The 16,191-nt window shown below is 48.9% G+C and carries 14 protein-coding genes; 11 read left to right on the plus strand and 3 right to left on the minus strand.

Annotated features, from left to right (window positions below):
* The first annotated feature begins 6 nt into the window (after nucleotides 1-6).
* The 9 genes from ACXAH4_RS15400 to ACXAH4_RS15440 all read left to right on the plus strand — a co-directional run bounded on the left by ACXAH4_RS15400 (nucleotide 7) and on the right by ACXAH4_RS15440 (nucleotide 10,507).
* On the plus strand, nucleotides 7-1,863 hold the full coding sequence (locus tag ACXAH4_RS15400) for a DUF885 domain-containing protein (protein ID WP_474882534.1): 1,857 nt from the start codon (nucleotides 7-9) through the stop codon (nucleotides 1,861-1,863).
* 117 nt (nucleotides 1,864-1,980) lie between these two features.
* Complete coding sequence (locus ACXAH4_RS15405; protein ID WP_474882535.1) at nucleotides 1,981-2,496, plus strand: sigma-70 family RNA polymerase sigma factor; 516 nt, start codon at nucleotides 1,981-1,983, stop codon at nucleotides 2,494-2,496.
* Nucleotides 2,489-3,196 (plus strand): DUF3379 family protein, encoded by a 708-nt coding sequence (locus ACXAH4_RS15410; protein WP_474882537.1) that lies wholly within the window; start codon nucleotides 2,489-2,491, stop codon nucleotides 3,194-3,196. Before ACXAH4_RS15405 ends, ACXAH4_RS15410 begins: the two co-directional genes overlap by 8 nt.
* Nucleotides 3,197-3,335: 139 nt before the next feature.
* A complete protein-coding gene (putP, locus tag ACXAH4_RS15415) occupies nucleotides 3,336-4,850 on the plus strand; it encodes a sodium/proline symporter PutP (protein ID WP_474866148.1) in 1,515 nt (504 codons plus the stop codon).
* A gap of 199 nt (nucleotides 4,851-5,049) precedes the next feature.
* Nucleotides 5,050-5,964 (plus strand): sulfate adenylyltransferase subunit CysD, encoded by a 915-nt coding sequence (gene cysD, locus ACXAH4_RS15420; protein ID WP_070123678.1) that lies wholly within the window; start codon nucleotides 5,050-5,052, stop codon nucleotides 5,962-5,964.
* Nucleotides 5,964-6,557 (plus strand): adenylyl-sulfate kinase, encoded by a 594-nt coding sequence (gene cysC / locus ACXAH4_RS15425; RefSeq protein ID WP_474817979.1) that lies wholly within the window; start codon nucleotides 5,964-5,966, stop codon nucleotides 6,555-6,557. Before cysD ends, cysC begins: the two co-directional genes overlap by 1 nt.
* On the plus strand, nucleotides 6,557-7,345 hold the full coding sequence (gene cysQ, locus ACXAH4_RS15430; protein ID WP_474882539.1) for a 3'(2'),5'-bisphosphate nucleotidase CysQ: 789 nt from the start codon (nucleotides 6,557-6,559) through the stop codon (nucleotides 7,343-7,345). The genes cysC and cysQ overlap by 1 nt, the downstream gene beginning before the upstream one ends.
* A 3-nt stretch (nucleotides 7,346-7,348) precedes the next feature.
* Complete coding sequence (cysN, locus tag ACXAH4_RS15435; protein WP_474817977.1) at nucleotides 7,349-8,764, plus strand: sulfate adenylyltransferase subunit CysN; 1,416 nt, start codon at nucleotides 7,349-7,351, stop codon at nucleotides 8,762-8,764.
* Nucleotides 8,765-8,782: 18 nt separating this feature from the next.
* Nucleotides 8,783-10,507, plus strand: coding sequence for an SLC13 family permease (locus tag ACXAH4_RS15440; protein ID WP_349585380.1), 1,725 nt, complete (start codon nucleotides 8,783-8,785; stop codon nucleotides 10,505-10,507).
* Between the two features lie 74 nt (nucleotides 10,508-10,581).
* On the opposite strand, the gene ACXAH4_RS15445 is transcribed toward ACXAH4_RS15440, so the two are convergent.
* Both ACXAH4_RS15445 and ACXAH4_RS15450 read right to left on the minus strand, forming a co-directional pair.
* Complete coding sequence (locus ACXAH4_RS15445; RefSeq protein ID WP_474882541.1) at nucleotides 10,582-11,775, minus strand: ABC transporter permease; 1,194 nt, start codon at nucleotides 11,773-11,775, stop codon at nucleotides 10,582-10,584.
* A 1-nt stretch (nucleotide 11,776) separates the two neighbouring features.
* Nucleotides 11,777-12,556 (minus strand): ABC transporter ATP-binding protein, encoded by a 780-nt coding sequence (locus ACXAH4_RS15450; RefSeq protein WP_474882542.1) that lies wholly within the window; start codon nucleotides 12,554-12,556, stop codon nucleotides 11,777-11,779.
* Nucleotides 12,557-12,794: 238 nt separating this feature from the next.
* Between ACXAH4_RS15450 and ACXAH4_RS15455 the strand changes: the two genes are divergently transcribed.
* The gene (locus ACXAH4_RS15455; RefSeq protein ID WP_474882544.1) at nucleotides 12,795-13,496 is read left to right on the plus strand and encodes a YIP1 family protein; all 702 of its coding nucleotides are present in this window, start codon (nucleotides 12,795-12,797) and stop codon (nucleotides 13,494-13,496) included.
* Nucleotides 13,497-13,552: 56 nt separating this feature from the next.
* Here ACXAH4_RS15455 and ACXAH4_RS15460 read toward each other — a convergent pair whose 3' ends face one another.
* Entirely contained in the window at nucleotides 13,553-14,407 is an 855-nt protein-coding gene (locus tag ACXAH4_RS15460) for a DUF3025 domain-containing protein (RefSeq protein ID WP_474882547.1), read from the minus strand.
* Between the two features lie 72 nt (nucleotides 14,408-14,479).
* On the opposite strand from ACXAH4_RS15460, the gene ACXAH4_RS15465 reads away from it, so the two are divergent.
* Nucleotides 14,480-16,144: a M28 family metallopeptidase gene (locus tag ACXAH4_RS15465; protein ID WP_474882549.1), complete on the plus strand. Its 1,665-nt coding sequence runs from the start codon at nucleotides 14,480-14,482 to the stop codon at nucleotides 16,142-16,144.
* The last annotated feature ends 47 nt before the right edge of the window (nucleotides 16,145-16,191 follow it).

A 16,191-nucleotide genomic window follows, 5' to 3' on the forward strand; every position in this document is an offset into this window, starting at 1 on the left:
CTCAGTTTGAAAACACTTTCATCATTTAAATTTACGCCGCTGGCGCTGATTGTTGCAGCGTTGACGGCCTGTTCACCGGCACCGGAAACTGCTGCACCAGCACAACCGGAGCCACCAGCCGGCACCCTGGCCAATCAAAGCGAATCTGAGCGTTTAAACGCGTTTTTTGAACGGACGTTTGAAGAAGATTTGAAGCGCTCACCGGAATTTCAAAGCCGGCTCGGGAAAAAATGGAATTACGGCGAATGGAATGATCTAAGCGAAGAGCATAAAGAGCAGACCATCGCCATTAAGAAAAATCGTCTTGAAGAACTGGACAGCTTTAACCCTGAAACACTCACTGAGCAGGAAAAGCTCAGTTTACGTCTTTACCGTACGGGCATAGAGCGTGAACTCGCTAACGATGAATTCAGACACCATACTTATGTTGTTCATCAGTTCCGTGCGGCGCACACCAGCGTACCAAGTTTTTTGATCAATATTCATCGCGTCAGTGATGTGTCTGACGCTAAAGCCTACATTTCCCGTCTGGATAAGGTAGATGAATATTTCGATCAGGTTATAGAGCAAATGGCACTGCGGGAAAAAGCCGGCGTGTATCCACCGAAATGGGCCTACGACCAGATGATTGCCGCCGCGCAAAACGTCATTACCGGCGCGCCTTTCGATACTTCAGAGACACCTTCGACCATTTGGGAAGATTTTCAGAACAAGGTAAACGCGCTGCCCATTGATGATGTTGAAAAACAGACCCTGCTGGGCGAAGCCAAAGCTGCTCTGGTTACCTCTGTTAAGCCGGCTTATGAAGCGATTATGGCCGCTTTCGCTCACCAGAAAACCCTTTCACCGGAAGGTGACGGCGTGTGGCGCCTGCCCGACGGTGACAAATGGTATGCAAACCGCCTCGCCTGGTTCACGACGACAGATCTTAACGCTGAAGAAATACATCAGATCGGGCTGGATAATGTAGAACGAATCCACAAAGCTATGGAAGCCATTAAAGACAAGGTCGGTTTCGACGGGTCGTTACAGGAATTTTTCGAATTCATGCGCACCGATCCTCAGTTTTATTACCCGGATACGGATGAGGGCCGTGAAGAATACTTGCAGGCAGCAACGCAGGCAGTTGAAGAAATGCGAAAAGCGCTGCCGGATTATTTCGGCTTAATTCCGAAAGCAGACATGATAGTAAAACGTGTTGAACCCTTCCGCGAGCAATCTGCCGGTAAGGCGTTCTATCAAAGTCCTTCTCAGGATGGCAGCCGCCCCGGTACCTATTACGCCAACCTTTACACCATGGACGCCATGCCCACCTATCAGCTTGAAGCACTGGCCTACCATGAAGGGATCCCGGGTCACCACATGCAGCGGGCTATTGCTCAGGAGCTTGATGGTATTCCTGAATTTCAAAAGTATCTGAGTGCCACAGCCTATACCGAGGGCTGGGGCCTTTATACGGAAGAGCTGGCGAAAGATATGGGCTTTTATGAAGATCCCTATTCAGATTTCGGCCGCCTTGCTATGGAGCTCTGGCGCGCATGCCGTCTGGTGGTAGACACGGGCATGCATGCTAAACAGTGGTCACGGGAAGAAGCGATTCAGTACTTACTGGAAAACACCCCCAACCCTGAACCTGACGTGGTTAAAGCAATTGAGAGATACATCGCCATGCCGGGCCAGGCCACAGCCTATATGATTGGCAAACTGAAAATCATGGAACTGCGTAGTAAGGCGCAAGAGGCGCTGGGTGATAAATTCACTTATGCGGGCTTCCACGATGAAGTGTTAAAAGACGGTCCGGTGCCCTTGTCAGTACTGGAAGAAAAGATTAACCGCTGGATTGAACAGCAACAATCTTTGTAAAAGGCCACCACCTCAGACAGGCAACCATTTAGGGTTGCCTGCTTCTCTCTATCCTGCCAGGCTAAAAATATTCTCTCATACTGAAAGTTTTCTGACATGCGGCAGGTCTTAACTGTCATGAAAGAAAAACAACAACGTTACGAAGCACTGGTTCATGCATTTCATGGCGATATTTATCGCTATGCGTACTGGCTCACCCGCGACCCGGCGGTGGCTGAAGATATTGTTCAGGAAACTTTTCTGCGGGCATGGCGCTCACTGGACAGTTTAAAGGATGAGAAGTCAGCTAAATCCTGGCTTATCACCATTGTCAGGCGGGAGAATGCCAGACGATTTGAACGTAAACAGCTCGAGACGGTGGACATTGATGATGTGCCGGTGGCTGACGAAGCATTTCATGCCGGAAACGGGGATGACACAGAAGAACTCCGGATACTCATCGCCAGATTACCGGCAGATTACCGGGAGCCATTGATCCTGCAGCTTATCTTCGGCTATTCCGGTGAGGAAATAGCAGAACAACTGTCGCTGAATAAAAATACCGTGATGACGCGGTTATTCCGCGCCCGTAATCAACTCAGAGACATGCTGGATAGTGATTCAGCAAACCAGAGAGGTCGCCATAATGGATGATTTAGAATTCCGCCGTCGTATTTATGCCGATCCCAATACGACAGACAAAGACATGCTGGATGCCATTAAAGGCGACAGCGACAAAGCCGCTTTGAAATCGTCACTTCAGCAACTTGACGGTAAATTGCTGCAGGCAGCCAAAGTGCCTGTACCCGACGATCTGGCGCATAAGCTCATATGGCAACAGGCTACCGGCGAATTCAACCGTCATAAGCGCCGCAGCCGGTGGTTTATTGCCATGGCCGCTTCCGTGGCATTTATGGCCGGTGTTACCGGCACCATGGTATTCAATCAGGCCCCAGCAGATATCGGCACAGAAGCTCTGGCACACATGCGCTACGCTGAAATTGAAACACCCCATTCCGGCATTGAGGTTGGCATGCAGCAGGTCAATGCGAAACTGGCCGGTTTCGGCGGTACATTTTTACAGTCTATCGGTGATGTGGCTGTGGCCAACTACTGCCATCTTAACCGCCAGCAAACCTTGCATCTGATTTTAAACACAGAGCAGGGGAAAATGTCGGTGTTTGTTATGCCCCATAATGACAGCAATCCGGTGCCGCCTGCCTTCGCCGATGAAAAGTATCACGGCGAAAGCTGGTCCCTGCAAAACGCCAGCATTATGGTGGTAGGCGATAAAGGTGCTGATCTGAATCCGCTGGTGAAAAAAGTAAAAAGCAGCATCAGCTTTTCTGCATAATCTGCCGGCTTGTGTGAATTTCATGCAAACCGGTCAGGTGCAAAGTTAAATGCCCGATTGAAAAGACAGATAAACCAGACTGCCATAGAGACTGTATCTACTTCCTGTTAGCATAAGAGAAAAAACAGGAAGGAATAATATGGAAACAGGTACGCTGATCTCTCTGGGCATTTATTTTGCGGCCATGCTCGGCATCGGACTTTTCTCTTACCGCCAGACTAATAGTGACGTGGAAGGTTACATGCTGGGCGGAAGACAATTGGGCCCGGCGGTAACCGCACTGTCTGCCGGTGCGTCTGATATGAGCGGATGGATGCTGATGGGCCTGCCGGGTGCCATGTATGTTTCCGGGATCTCCGCAGGCTGGATTGCACTTGGTCTCACCATTGGTGCTTTCGCAAACTATATACTTGTTGCCCCGCGCCTGCGCTTATACACAGAAATTGCTAACAACGCTGTTACCCTCCCCGACTATTTCGAAAACCGTTTCGCAGACAACTCCCGGTTGCTGCGTGTTATTGCCTCGGTGGTGATTGTCATATTCTTTACCCTTTATACGTCATCCGGCGTGGTTGCAGGGGGTAAACTGTTCGAATCATCCTTTGGTCTGAGCTATGAAACCGGACTGTATGTCACCACCGGTGTGGTTGTGGCTTATACCCTGTTCGGCGGCTTTATGGCAGTGAGTATCACTGACTTCGTCCAGGGCTGTATTATGTTTGTGTCTCTGGTGATGGTACCGGTAGTCGTCGTGATGCAGTTAGGCGGTCCGGGCGAAGCGGTAGATGCAGTTAAATCCATCGACCCGGCGTTATTTGACGCCTTTACCGACGCCAAAAGTGGTGAAGCACTTTCACTGATAGGTATTCTGTCACTGATGGCATGGGGTGTTGGTTACTTCGGACAGCCTCACATCATTGTGCGTTTCATGGCTATCCGTTCAGTCAAAGATGTGCCCACTGCCCGTAACATTGGTATGAGCTGGATGATCGTTTCTATTATCGGTGCGTTAATGACTGGCCTGTTCGGACTGGCTTACGTGACGCAAAACGGTAATAGCATCGATCCTGAAACCATATTCATCTATTTATCTCAGTTACTGTTCCATCCACTTGTGGGTGGTTTCCTGCTGGCAGCTATTCTTGCCGCCATCATGAGTACCATCTCATCACAGTTACTGGTGACATCCAGTTCCCTCACCAGCGATTTTTACAAAGCGTTCCTGAGACGTGATGCGTCAGATAAAGAGCTGGTACTTGCCGGGCGGATTTCCGTTGTTATTGTCGCATTAGTGGCTATTTACCTGGCCTACGACCGTGACAGCACGATTCTCTCGCTGGTCAGTAATGCCTGGGCAGGTTTCGGCGCAGCATTCGGCCCGCTGGTACTGTTCAGCCTGTTTAAGCGTGATATGACCCGCCGTGCAGCACTGGGCGGAATGATTGTGGGCGCCGTAACTGTATTGCTCTGGATTTACCTGCCTTTCACCATTGACGGACAAAGTTTAAGCAGTTGGATGTATGAAATCGTACCGGGCTTTATTTTATCCAGCTTAACAATCATTGTGCTCAGTAAAAGCGGTTCCCCCCGGGAAGGTGTTACTGAGGTTTTCGACAGCTTTAATGAAAAGCTTCAGGCCTCAAAGCACGTCTAGCTTAAGCACGAATTACACCGTTAATACGCAACCAGAAAGCCGCTTTTTATAAGCGGCTTTTTGTTATGACAAATTCGTTTCAAGGTAATAAAACGGCTATTTCGTATAGCAAATCGGAATTACTACTTTGTGATCTAAATATGTTAGGGTTCTATATATATAATCGTTTAGCATATAACCTTAACTATCGGACTCGAAAATGACACTTGATATACCGTCTATTACCCATTTGAAACAACTCGAAGCCGAGAGCATCCACATTTTCCGCGAAGTTGCTGCGGAATTTGATAATCCGGTCATGTTATATTCTGTCGGAAAGGATTCCTCAGTGCTGTTACACCTTGCCCGCAAAGCCTTTGCGCCAGGTAAAATCCCCTTCCCTTTGCTACACGTTGATACCACGTGGAAATTCCACGAAATGATAGAGTTCCGTGACCAGCAAGCAGAAAAACATGGCTTTGATCTGTTAGTGCATATCAACCAGGAAGGTGTTGATGCCGGTGTTGGTCCGTTCAGCCACGGTAGTGCAAAGCACACAGACATCATGAAAACCGCTTCTTTGAAGCAGGCACTGAACAAGTATAAGTTTGATGCTGCATTCGGTGGTGCCCGCCGTGATGAAGAAAAATCCCGTGCGAAAGAGCGTGTGTACTCATTCCGTGACAGCAACCACCGCTGGGATCCGAAAAACCAGCGTCCTGAGCTGTGGAACATCTACAACTCATCAGTAAACAAAGGCGAAAGCATCCGTGTATTCCCTATGTCTAACTGGACTGAGCTGGATATCTGGCAGTACATCTACCTGGAAAACATCGACATTCCTTCACTGTACCTGGCGAAACCTCGTCCGGTTGTTGAGCGCGATGGCGTACTTATCATGGTTGATGACGACCGTATGCCGCTGGAAGAAGGTGAAACACCTGAAATGCGTTCCGTACGCTTCCGTACGCTGGGCTGTTACCCACTGACCGGTGCGGTTGAGTCTGAGGCGGCGACCCTGCCTGAAGTTATCCAGGAAATGCTGCTGACCAAGACCTCAGAGCGTCAGGGCCGCGTTATCGACCACGATAGCTCTGGTTCTATGGAGAAGAAGAAAATGGAAGGATACTTCTGATGTCGACGGATATCGTATGGCACAAGTACGAGGTCAATAAAAAGACCCGTGCGGAAAGCCTTGGTCAGACGCCACGTGTACTGTGGCTGACAGGCTTCAGCGGTTCCGGTAAATCCACCATTTCGAACCTGCTGGAACAAAAATTCCAGGAACAGGGCAAACACACTTATCTGCTCGACGGCGATAACGTTCGTCACGGTTTATGTGGCGACCTGGGCTTCAGCGATGAAGACCGCGTTGAAAATATTCGTCGCGTAAGTGAAGTGGCCAAATTGTTTGTCGATTCTGGTGTGATTGTACTGACTGCATTTATCTCTCCGTTTCAGGCTGACCGCGATTACTGCCGCAATCTGCTTGAAGAAGGTGAGTTTGTGGAAGTGTTCATTGATACCCCGCTGGACGTGTGTGAATCCCGCGATCCCAAAGGGCTTTATAAGAAAGCCCGCGCAGGTGAAATCAAGCATTTCACCGGTATCTCCTCCACTTATGAAGCCCCGGTTAACCCGGAGATCCATCTGGAGTACAAAGACGAGCCTGCAGAACAAACTGCAGAACGTCTGTACGCCATGCTTGAAGAAAAAGGACTTGTGTAATGGCATTACCTGATCCATTAGCAGAAAAGATTCTTGCCATCAGCAAAGAAGCTGGTGACAGAATTATGGAAATCTACGAGAAAGATTTCGCCATTTACGAAAAAGAAGATACCAGCCCACTGACGGAAGCTGACCTTGCCGCACACAACGTTATTGTTGCCGGTTTGGAAGCGGTATCTCACCTGCCTATCCTGTCTGAAGAATCTGCAGATATCCCCTGGGACGAACGTCGTGGCTGGGATAAATACTGGCTGGTCGATCCGCTGGATGGCACCAAGGAATTCATCAAGAAGAATGGTGAATTTACCGTCAATATCGCCCTTATCGAAAACGGTAAGCCTGTGATGGGTGTGGTTTACGCCCCGGCCCTGAAACGTTCTTACATTGGTATCGACGGGCAAGGCGCGTGGATTGAAGACGAAGGCGGTTTTGCTCCGATTTCTGCGAAGAAACACACAGACGGTGAAGTCTGGAAAGTGGTAGGCAGTCGCTCTCATCAGAGCCCTGAAATCCAGAAGTTACTGGAAGATTTGGGCGGTGAAGCGGAACTGGTTGCTATGGGCAGTTCGTTAAAACTGTGTCTGGTCGCTTCTGGCGAAGCCCACCTCTATCCCCGGTTAGGTCCGACATCTGAATGGGATACCGGCGCAGCCCACGCGGTTGCCACTGCAGCGGGAGCAAAAGTCACCGTGCTGGATGGCTCAAATCCGCTGGCAAAAGACGCCCCTGACCTGACTTATAACCAGAAAGAATCTGTGTTGAACCCCTATTTCTTAGTGAGCGCATAAGCAATGAATGTAGATAACGAATTATTGAAAGAAGACGTCCTGGGCTACCTTGAACAGCACGAACAGAAAGACCTGCTGCGCTTTCTTACCTGCGGTAGCGTAGACGACGGTAAAAGTACCCTGATCGGCCGCCTGCTGCATGACTCAAAAATGATTTATGAAGATCAGCTGGCAGCAATTACTAAAGACAGTAAGAAAAGCGGTACCACCGGTGACAAGGTTGACCTGGCACTGCTGGTAGACGGTCTGCAGTCTGAGCGTGAGCAAGGTATCACCATCGACGTAGCCTACCGCTACTTCTCCACCGACAAGCGTAAGTTCATCATCGCGGATACGCCGGGACACGAACAGTACACCCGTAACATGGTTACCGGTGCGTCTACCTGTGATCTGGCCATCCTGATGGTTGACGCCCGCGCCGGGGTAAAAACTCAGACCCGTCGTCACTCGTTCCTGGCCAGCCTGTTAGGTATCAAGCACGTTATCGTTGCTGTGAACAAAATGGACCTGATGGACTTCAGTGAAAAAGTATTTGAAGACATCAAAGCTGACTTCCTGAAGTTCTCGGAAAATCTGAATATCCCTGACATCCAGTTTATTCCGCTGTCAGCCCTTGAGGGTGACAACGTGGTAAACCGCAGCGAACAGTCGCCCTGGTATACTGGCAAACCTCTCATGGAAATGCTGGAAACCATTGAAATCGGTAACGATGACAACAAAGACGACTTCCGCTTCCCGGTTCAGTATGTAAACCGTCCTAACCTGGACTTTCGTGGCTTCGCGGGTACCGTGGTATCTGGTCAGGTTGCGCCTGGCGATGAAATCACTGCACTGCCTTCAATGAAAACGTCTAAGGTTAAGTCAGTAGTGACTTTCGAGGGCGATCAGGAACGTGCTTACGTACCGCAGGCGGTTACCCTGACACTGGAAGATGAGATCGATATCTCACGCGGCGATATGATTGTTAAGTCTGACAACCTGCCACTGCTGTCGAGCCAGTTTAAATCTCACCTGGTATGGATGGCTGAAGAGCCGATGATGCCGCATAAGCAGTATCTGTTTAAGTTTGCGACCAAGTCGACTTCAGGTTCTGTGTCAGAAGTAGAATACCAGATTGATGTAAACACCATGGAACACAAGCCTGGTGCCCATCTCAACCTGAACGAAATTGGCGTTGTTGATCTGAAATTCACTCAGCCAGTGGCCTGTGACAATTACGATCGCAACCGTGCAACCGGTGCATTTATCGTTATTGACCGGCTGACCAATGGCACCGTGGGTGCAGGTATGATCATCGACCAGTTGGCCGAAGACAAGCAACACAAAGCGCCTGAGTTCTCAGCATTCGAGCTGGAATTCAACGAATTGGTTCGCAAGCACTTCCCACACTGGAACGCGATCGACATCAGTAAACTGTAACGAGCCGGAACGGTTTATATGGATGTCAACCAATTGATGGTGCTGGGGGTTTTCTTCAGCACCATTTTTGCACTAGTTGCGTCGAATATGCGTCCTTCCACCATTTTCGCGGTGGCGATGCTTATTTTACTTGTATCCCAACAAATCACCTTCGATGAGATCCTCAATAACTTAACCAATAAAGGCCTGATCACACTGGTCCTTTTACTGCTGGTCAGCAGTGCTATTGATAAAACAGCATTGATTAAGCAAATAGGACGTAAGCTCATCACGCCCAGTTTTACTGTTTCCTACTGGCGGTTGTTCGGTCTGTCGTTTTTCTCGTCAGCCCTGCTTAACAACACCGCGATCGTGGCCAGCCTGATCGGGCCGGTAAAACAAAACCAGTATCACCCGGCATCGCGCCTGCTAATTCCGTTGTCTTACTCGGCCATTTTAGGTGGCACAGTCACGCTGATTGGTACGTCAACGAACCTGATCGTAGACTCATTTTTGCAGGAACACGGCCATCCGGGTTTCGCATTCTGGGATTTTACACTCTATGGTCTGGCTGCCGGATTAAGCTGTGGCTTCCTGATGTTTGTGTTGTCGACCTTATTGCCGGACATTGCCAATAAGAAAACCGACTACCGCGCTTACATTGTGGAAGCAGAAGTGGAGCCGGGCTCTGAGTTGATTGGCAAAACCGTCGAGGAAAACCATCTGCGGAACCTGCCTGAGCTTTTTCTGGTGGAAATTGTGCGGGACGGACAACTTATCAGCCCTGTTTCACCGGAACTTATTATCCATCAGGGTGATAAGCTGATTTTTTCCGGCAATGTACAGAAGCTGGACAGCTTAAGCCATATTAAAGGCTTAACCATGTTCGCTGAAGCTGACGGCATACTGCGGGAAAACCTCACGGAAGTGATCATCTCTAACCGTGCGCAGATTATCGGACAAACGATTAAAGCACTGGGTTTCAGGGCCTTGTTTGATGCCGCCGTTGTGGCTATTCGCCGTGATGGTGAGCAGCTTTCCGGTAAACTGGGGGAAATTAAGCTGCAAGCCGGTGATTTCCTGTTACTGGCAACCGGTCCGGATTTCCAGACCAGACAGAACCTGTCGAAGAATTTCTTCATACTGTCTGAGCAGAAAATCTCCAGACCACTGACCAACTGGCAGGAATGGATCACTATGGGTGGTTTCTTACTGGTGGTGGCCTTGTCAGCAACGGATACGTTAAACCTTGGCATCGGATTGCTGTTCTTTGCGGCCATACTGGTAGGTGCGAAAGTCACCAGTAACGGAGAGATAAAACGTAATCTGCCACTGAATCTGATTGTGGTCATTGTCGGTGCCCTCAGTCTGGCCAGTGCGTTGGAAAATGCCGGGGTTATCAGTTTGAGTACTGATTTTCTGATGCCGTATCTTTCTGATACAAACTGGTTCGTCGCCCTGTGTACAGTTTATCTGGCTACCCTGGTGTTAACAGAGTTTGTGACCAACAATGCTGCGGCAGCCCTGATGTTCCCCTTCGCCTATGGCGTTGCCGGACTTATCGGTGCCCCGTTGATGCCATTCGCCCTTGCTGTTGCATTTGCTGCCAGTGCGAGCTTTATTTCGCCCTACGGTTACCAGACTAACCTGCTGGTATTTAATGCGGCGAATTATCGTTTCTCACATTTCATCAAAATCGGACTACCCATTTCCATCACATACAGCACCATTGTGCTGGTGTTATTGAACATGACGTATTTCTGATAACGGTTGAATAGCAAAAAGCCCCGTTCACCATGGTAAACGGGGCTTTTTAATGCCGGTAACAATTTACCTGATTATCTGAACAACACTTTTTCTTTGTTGAACCAGTAAACACAAAAACCGATAAGCGCCGCTGCAATGAGTGCGGTGGAACCGAAAATGGCTATCAGCTGCACATAATCCATTGTGCCTTTAATAAGCTCTTTTATCGCCAGCGCCACATTCGTTAGCGGAACCCATGCCCAGCCACCTTTCAACTCGACACCGGGTAACATTGCCATGATCACCGGCACGATGGTAAACATCACCAGCGGTGTCATATAGCCCTGCGCTTCTTTGAAGCTTCTGGCATAAATAGACAAACTTAAAAGAATGGATGAGAAAATTGCCACCACCGGTATGAGCATGAAGAAAATCAGTAAAAAATCTGTGCCGCTGATGGCCCCCATAAATTCAGCCACCAGTTGTATGGCCATGCCCTGACTCAGCACAATGCCCCATACAGCCATACTTGCTACCGTGACCATGGCTGAGGTCACCCCGGCAAGGGCAATGGCAAAAAATTTCCCCATCACCAGATGATGGCGGGGTACAGGCGATATGAGCAGTGTTTCCAGGGTACCTCTTTCTTTTTCCCCGGCGCCTAAATCTGTTGCCGGTATCATGGCGCCTTGCAGGCACAACATAAAAATAATATAGGGAATAAAACCACCAATCTTCTCACCCCAGTTTTCCCGCTGGTCAGCCACATCTACTTTTTCAATGACCATGGGCTCAATGAGCGCTGTCTGCTGACTTTCGATGAGACCCAGTTGCGCAAAAGCAGCCTGCTGATTGCGTTCTGAAATTTCGTTTACGATAGCCTGCAGGCGTGAGAGGACTAAATTGAGACCTGCATCATTTAAGTAAACCTTAAGGGTAATCTGTCCGCCGGAGAGAATATCGTCATTATAGTTTTCCGGGATCACAAGCACGAAATCAGCCTGTTCATTCTTAACCCAGCTTTCTATGTTTTCGTTTTCCGGTAACGCTACCAGATTATAGTCTTTTGACTCCGCAATTTTTGATACCAGTTCGGGCGCGTATTCTGCACCACTGATGGCATAGTCAAGCACTTCAGACTGAGCATCTGATATAGCCTTTGAAGAAACAAATGTTACCACCCCGAAAATAGCAGGAAACACCAGCAGAGGCAGAGCAATCATGAAAAACAGTGTTTTTCTGTCCCGTACTAACTCTTTAATTTCTTTTAAAAATACCAACCACATATTACGCCTCCGTCCCTAAAGCTGATAAGAATGCACTGCTCATTGAACCCGGCGACAGCGCTCTGAAAGTGGCAATATCATCGTTAAATACCGTGCGTCCATGATTGATGATGGTCACCCGGTCGCACAATTCAGAGACTTCCTCTAAGTGATGAGTGGAGAAAATCACCGGGATCCCCTGCTCTTTCAAACCGCGGATAAAATTCAGCACTGTCTGCGCGGCCATGATATCCAGTCCCGTGGTGGGTTCATCCAGAATGACCACTTCCGGACTGTGGATCACCGCCCGGGCAATTGCCGTTTTTTGTTTCATACCGGTAGAAAAATTCTCACACCGTCTGTCCAGGAAACTGTGCAAATCCAGCAAATCGGCCAGCGACTGAATTCTTTCTTCAATACGGGTTTTCGACATATTGTGAAGCTGGCCGAAATAGGCAATATTCTCTCTGCCGGTAAGACGACCATACAGGCCGGTTGAGCCGGATAAAAAACCGATTTTCTGGCGTGCCAGCACCGGCTTTTTAAGTACATCAACACCATTAATGGTGATGCTTCCTGTATCGGGCTTCAGCGCTGTCGATAGCATACGTAATGTGGTGGTTTTTCCGGCACCGTTAGGCCCGAGTAGCCCGAGTACTTCACCGGAAGCACAATTTAGCGAAACATCCTGCACAGAATGGAAAAATTTCCCTTTCAGCCGGGGATCCTTTTTCTCCTGTTCACTCAATTTTTTCGGGTTTTCGATGGTGAATTTTTTCGCCAGCTGACTGATTTCAATCATCGCGTTTCCTTTGTTGATATTATTAATTCCGTTATCTGTTTACCGGAAGAGAAGTAAACCTAGTCTACTTTGAATCAACTTTATTACACTCTTCAAGTAAAAAAATGCGACAGAATATTTCTGTACAGGGTCAGTATACAAAGGCAGCATTTTTCTCTATGGTTACAAAGAAAGTTCCCTGTGCCAGCATTGTTAATTAAGGAAAAAGTGGCATCTGTAAGCAAATAAAGGAGTAATTATGCAGGAAATATCTAATCCCTTTCAGGCCATCAGCGAGACCTTCTTTCGCCCGAACGGCGTTTTCAGAAAGCTGGCTACCACAGACAACTGGTCATGGGTTCCGTTTTTTATCTTAATGAGTATGAGCCTTGTTCCGGTTTATCTGTATTTCCAGACCATTGATTTCGACTGGTACAGAAACTTTATTGCAGACATTCAACTGGGTGACGTGAGTCCGGCAGAAAAAGAGGCATTTACAGAACGGATGACTCAGGGATTCGTGATGTGGAGCACGATTGTCAGCGTATTTCTTGGCGTCATAATCCTGAATGCCATCTATGCCGGATACCTCACATTTATGGCCCGCAATGATGAAAAATCAGTACAGGGTTTTACTGACTGGTACGGAATGACATGGTGGACCGCACTTCCCTCTCTGCTTACCAGTTTTGCGGCACTGCTGGTACTGGTGATGGCCAGCACCCACGAAATAGACCCGGCCAGTCTCAGCCCGCTTACCTTTACATGGATATTTGGACTGACACCGGACTCAGCGTTTTACAATATCGGTCAGTTCCGGCTCGATATGCTATGGTCAATTTATCTCACCGCGGTGGCAATTGGTCAGTGGACAAGTTTCAGCAACAAAAAAGCCTGGATGGTTGCAGCCGCCCCTGTCACCATCATTTACGGTATCTGGCTGGTTTTCGTATTGCTGTAACCTTGTACTGGCGGGTTGAAAGCACATCAGTAAGTTTTTTAACCCGCCGGACAGTACTAAATCAGTGGCATCTGCAGCTGCTTTTTAGACGATACAGCCCGAAAATAGTCCGTGTTAGCGTAGAACTGCCGGTCCTGCACAGGATGCCAGCCGGGCACGCCCAGTAACGGTAAAGGATGAAGCATGCCTTTATTCTGAAAGACATCACAGGAAGCGATTTTCTGCTCCATTGCGCAATCCGTCTCCCTGCATTGTTGTTCGGATGACATAGAAGCAAATCCCGGGGGCACTGTGACCGCCATCCATTTACCCGTCAGGCCGGTAAACGGGTTCAATAACATTTCAAGATTGGCATGGCCGAATATCAACGGAAACAATAACTGACCCCATTTGTCTCTGTGTTCAACCAGAACCTGTTGCCAGTTATGCATCGCCAGTGCATTGAGTAAAGGTTCTGCCTGAGCCTTCATATCTTCCGGTACAGCAATCACAACACCACATTCATCAAAATGGGTAATACGATTTCTTGCCGGTGTACGGGGGCTTACGCCAAAACGACTGATATCCTGCATATGCAGATTATTCAGACATCGCTTCGTACGTGGAAACTGCAACCAGATCAATGCATTGAATAAGTCATGCCAGCTGTTTTCCCTGGTGGGCACAACATTATCTTCAAAGATGATCTGTTCATAATAGCGTTGTTCAGAAAGCACAAAAGAAGACTGCCCTTTAAATTCAGGACCCGGCCAGTTCACAGGGTGATGCCGGCGGACAACGTCATTCAAAACAGCCGCTGACGGAAATTCTGTTTCACCGTCGAGGCCGGTGCGGGTTAACAGCTCACGGACAGAAAAAGCAAGATTGGAACGATTTATGGCAGATGACCAACTCTCTGCGGTGGAATTCATAAGCGATGTATTGGTTCGGTGTGATTGATTCTCTATACTGGGAGGTTATTGTAGAGCAAACAGAGACTAACAATGAAAAAAATTCTTTTGCCATTTATGGTGCCGGCGCTGATCGGACTCTCTGCAGCAGGACTTTCTGCCTGCAGCAGCGATCAACCCGCACCGGCGGATACCGCGCAGGCTGGCAGCACAGCCAATTTTGACAGCGTATACGCAGGGATCACTGCTGAAGACATCAGCGGACCGTTGCAAACACTGGCTTCTGATGAGTTTGAAGGCCGCCTTCCCACCACATCGGGTGAACAGAAAACACTGGACTTTCTGGTTTCAGAATTCAAAGCCGCCGGGCTAGCACCGGGTAACGGTGACAGCTATTTGCAACCTGTGGATTTAATGGAAATCACTGCCGATCCCGACATGACGATGACCATTGGTGATAACACGTTCCGTTATAAAGAAGACATGGTTGCCGGTTCTAAACGGGAACAATCAGTTATCGATCTGAAAGACTCCGATCTCGTCTTCGTCGGCTATGGTGTCAATGCACCGGAATATGACTGGAATGACTATGAAGGTCTGGATGTAGAAGGCAAAACTGTGGTGATTCTGGTGAATGACCCGGGTTTTGAAAATCCTCAGTCCGGTAAGTTCCAGGGCACGACCATGACCTACTACGGCCGCTGGAGTTACAAATATGAAGAAGCCAGCCGTCAGGGTGCTGCCGGTGCGATTATTGTGCATGAAACAGCACCAGCTTCTTACGGCTGGTCAGTTGTTGCCAATAGCTGGAGTGGCCCTCAATACGGCCTGGTATCTCAGGATGGCGGCGCCAGCCGGGTTGCTGTAGAAGGCTGGCTCACACTGGATGCGGCAAAGAAAGTCTTTGCCGACGCAGGCCTGGATTTCGATGCTGAGAAAAAGGCAGCATTGCAGGGGCCCTATCACAAAGACATGGGCTTAACCGCCTCTGTGACAGTGAAGAACACCTTTCAAAAATCTGTCAGCCATAACGTGATTGCCACCCTTCCGGGTGCAAAAAAGCCTGATGAACACGTCATTTACACTGCTCACTGGGATCACCTGGGTAAAGATGAAAGCCTGAAAGGTGATCAGATTTACAATGGTGCCCATGACAATGCCACCGGTTCAGCAGCCGCCATTGTGATGGCAAAAGCATTCGGTGAACTGACGCCCCGCCCTGCCCGCTCAGTAACGTTTCTGATCGTGACGGCTGAAGAGCAAGGACTGCTGGGTTCAAAATACTATGCTGATCATCCTGTTATCCCGCTGGAGAAAACCGTTGCAAACATCAACATGGACGCCATGAACGTGTTGGGTAAAACGAAAAATGTCAGTGTTGTCGGTATGGGTAAATCAGAAATGGAAACCTATCTGGAAAAAGCAGCAACCCGTCAGGGCCGTTATCTGACACAGGAAGACCGTCCGGAAGCCGGCTCTTACTACCGTTCTGATCACTTCAGCTTCGCCAAGAAAGGCGTACCGGCTCTGTACGCAGAAGGCGGAGACGAACCTTGGGATGCTGAAACGGCTACCTACCGCAAACGCATGAATGTCATCGTAACCGGTTGTTATCACCAGGTTTGTGATGAATTCCGCAAGGAGTGGGATTTATCAGGCATCGCCCAGGATACGCAAATGCTGTTTGAAGTGGGTACAGATGTGGCCAATGCTGACAGCTGGCCGAAATGGAATGCTGCCAGCGAATTCCAGCGCTAAGCACTTACGCAAACAGGCTGCCTCCGGGCAGCCTGTTGCTTTTTTAG

The sequence above is a fragment of the Alteromonas sp. ABV2_168 genome, from assembly GCF_056161165.1.

What these genes read in the sequence shown, in the direction of transcription:
- ACXAH4_RS15440 (WP_349585380.1), top strand. Translation starts at nt 8,783, where the DNA reads ATGGATGTCAACCAATTGATGGTGCTGGGGGTTTTCTTCAGCACCATT.
- cysC (WP_474817979.1), top strand. Translation starts at nt 5,964, where the DNA reads ATGTCGACGGATATCGTATGGCACAAGTACGAGGTCAATAAAAAGACC.
- ACXAH4_RS15450 (WP_474882542.1), bottom strand. Translation starts at nt 12,556, where the DNA reads ATGATTGAAATCAGTCAGCTGGCGAAAAAATTCACCATCGAAAACCCG.
- ACXAH4_RS15445 (WP_474882541.1), bottom strand. Translation starts at nt 11,775, where the DNA reads ATGTGGTTGGTATTTTTAAAAGAAATTAAAGAGTTAGTACGGGACAGA.
- cysN (WP_474817977.1), top strand. Translation starts at nt 7,349, where the DNA reads ATGAATGTAGATAACGAATTATTGAAAGAAGACGTCCTGGGCTACCTT.
- putP (WP_474866148.1), top strand. Translation starts at nt 3,336, where the DNA reads ATGGAAACAGGTACGCTGATCTCTCTGGGCATTTATTTTGCGGCCATG.
- ACXAH4_RS15405 (WP_474882535.1), top strand. Translation starts at nt 1,981, where the DNA reads ATGAAAGAAAAACAACAACGTTACGAAGCACTGGTTCATGCATTTCAT.
- ACXAH4_RS15465 (WP_474882549.1), top strand. Translation starts at nt 14,480, where the DNA reads ATGAAAAAAATTCTTTTGCCATTTATGGTGCCGGCGCTGATCGGACTC.
- ACXAH4_RS15455 (WP_474882544.1), top strand. Translation starts at nt 12,795, where the DNA reads ATGCAGGAAATATCTAATCCCTTTCAGGCCATCAGCGAGACCTTCTTT.
- cysD (WP_070123678.1), top strand. Translation starts at nt 5,050, where the DNA reads ATGACACTTGATATACCGTCTATTACCCATTTGAAACAACTCGAAGCC.
- cysQ (WP_474882539.1), top strand. Translation starts at nt 6,557, where the DNA reads ATGGCATTACCTGATCCATTAGCAGAAAAGATTCTTGCCATCAGCAAA.
- ACXAH4_RS15460 (WP_474882547.1), bottom strand. Translation starts at nt 14,407, where the DNA reads ATGAATTCCACCGCAGAGAGTTGGTCATCTGCCATAAATCGTTCCAAT.
- ACXAH4_RS15410 (WP_474882537.1), top strand. Translation starts at nt 2,489, where the DNA reads ATGGATGATTTAGAATTCCGCCGTCGTATTTATGCCGATCCCAATACG.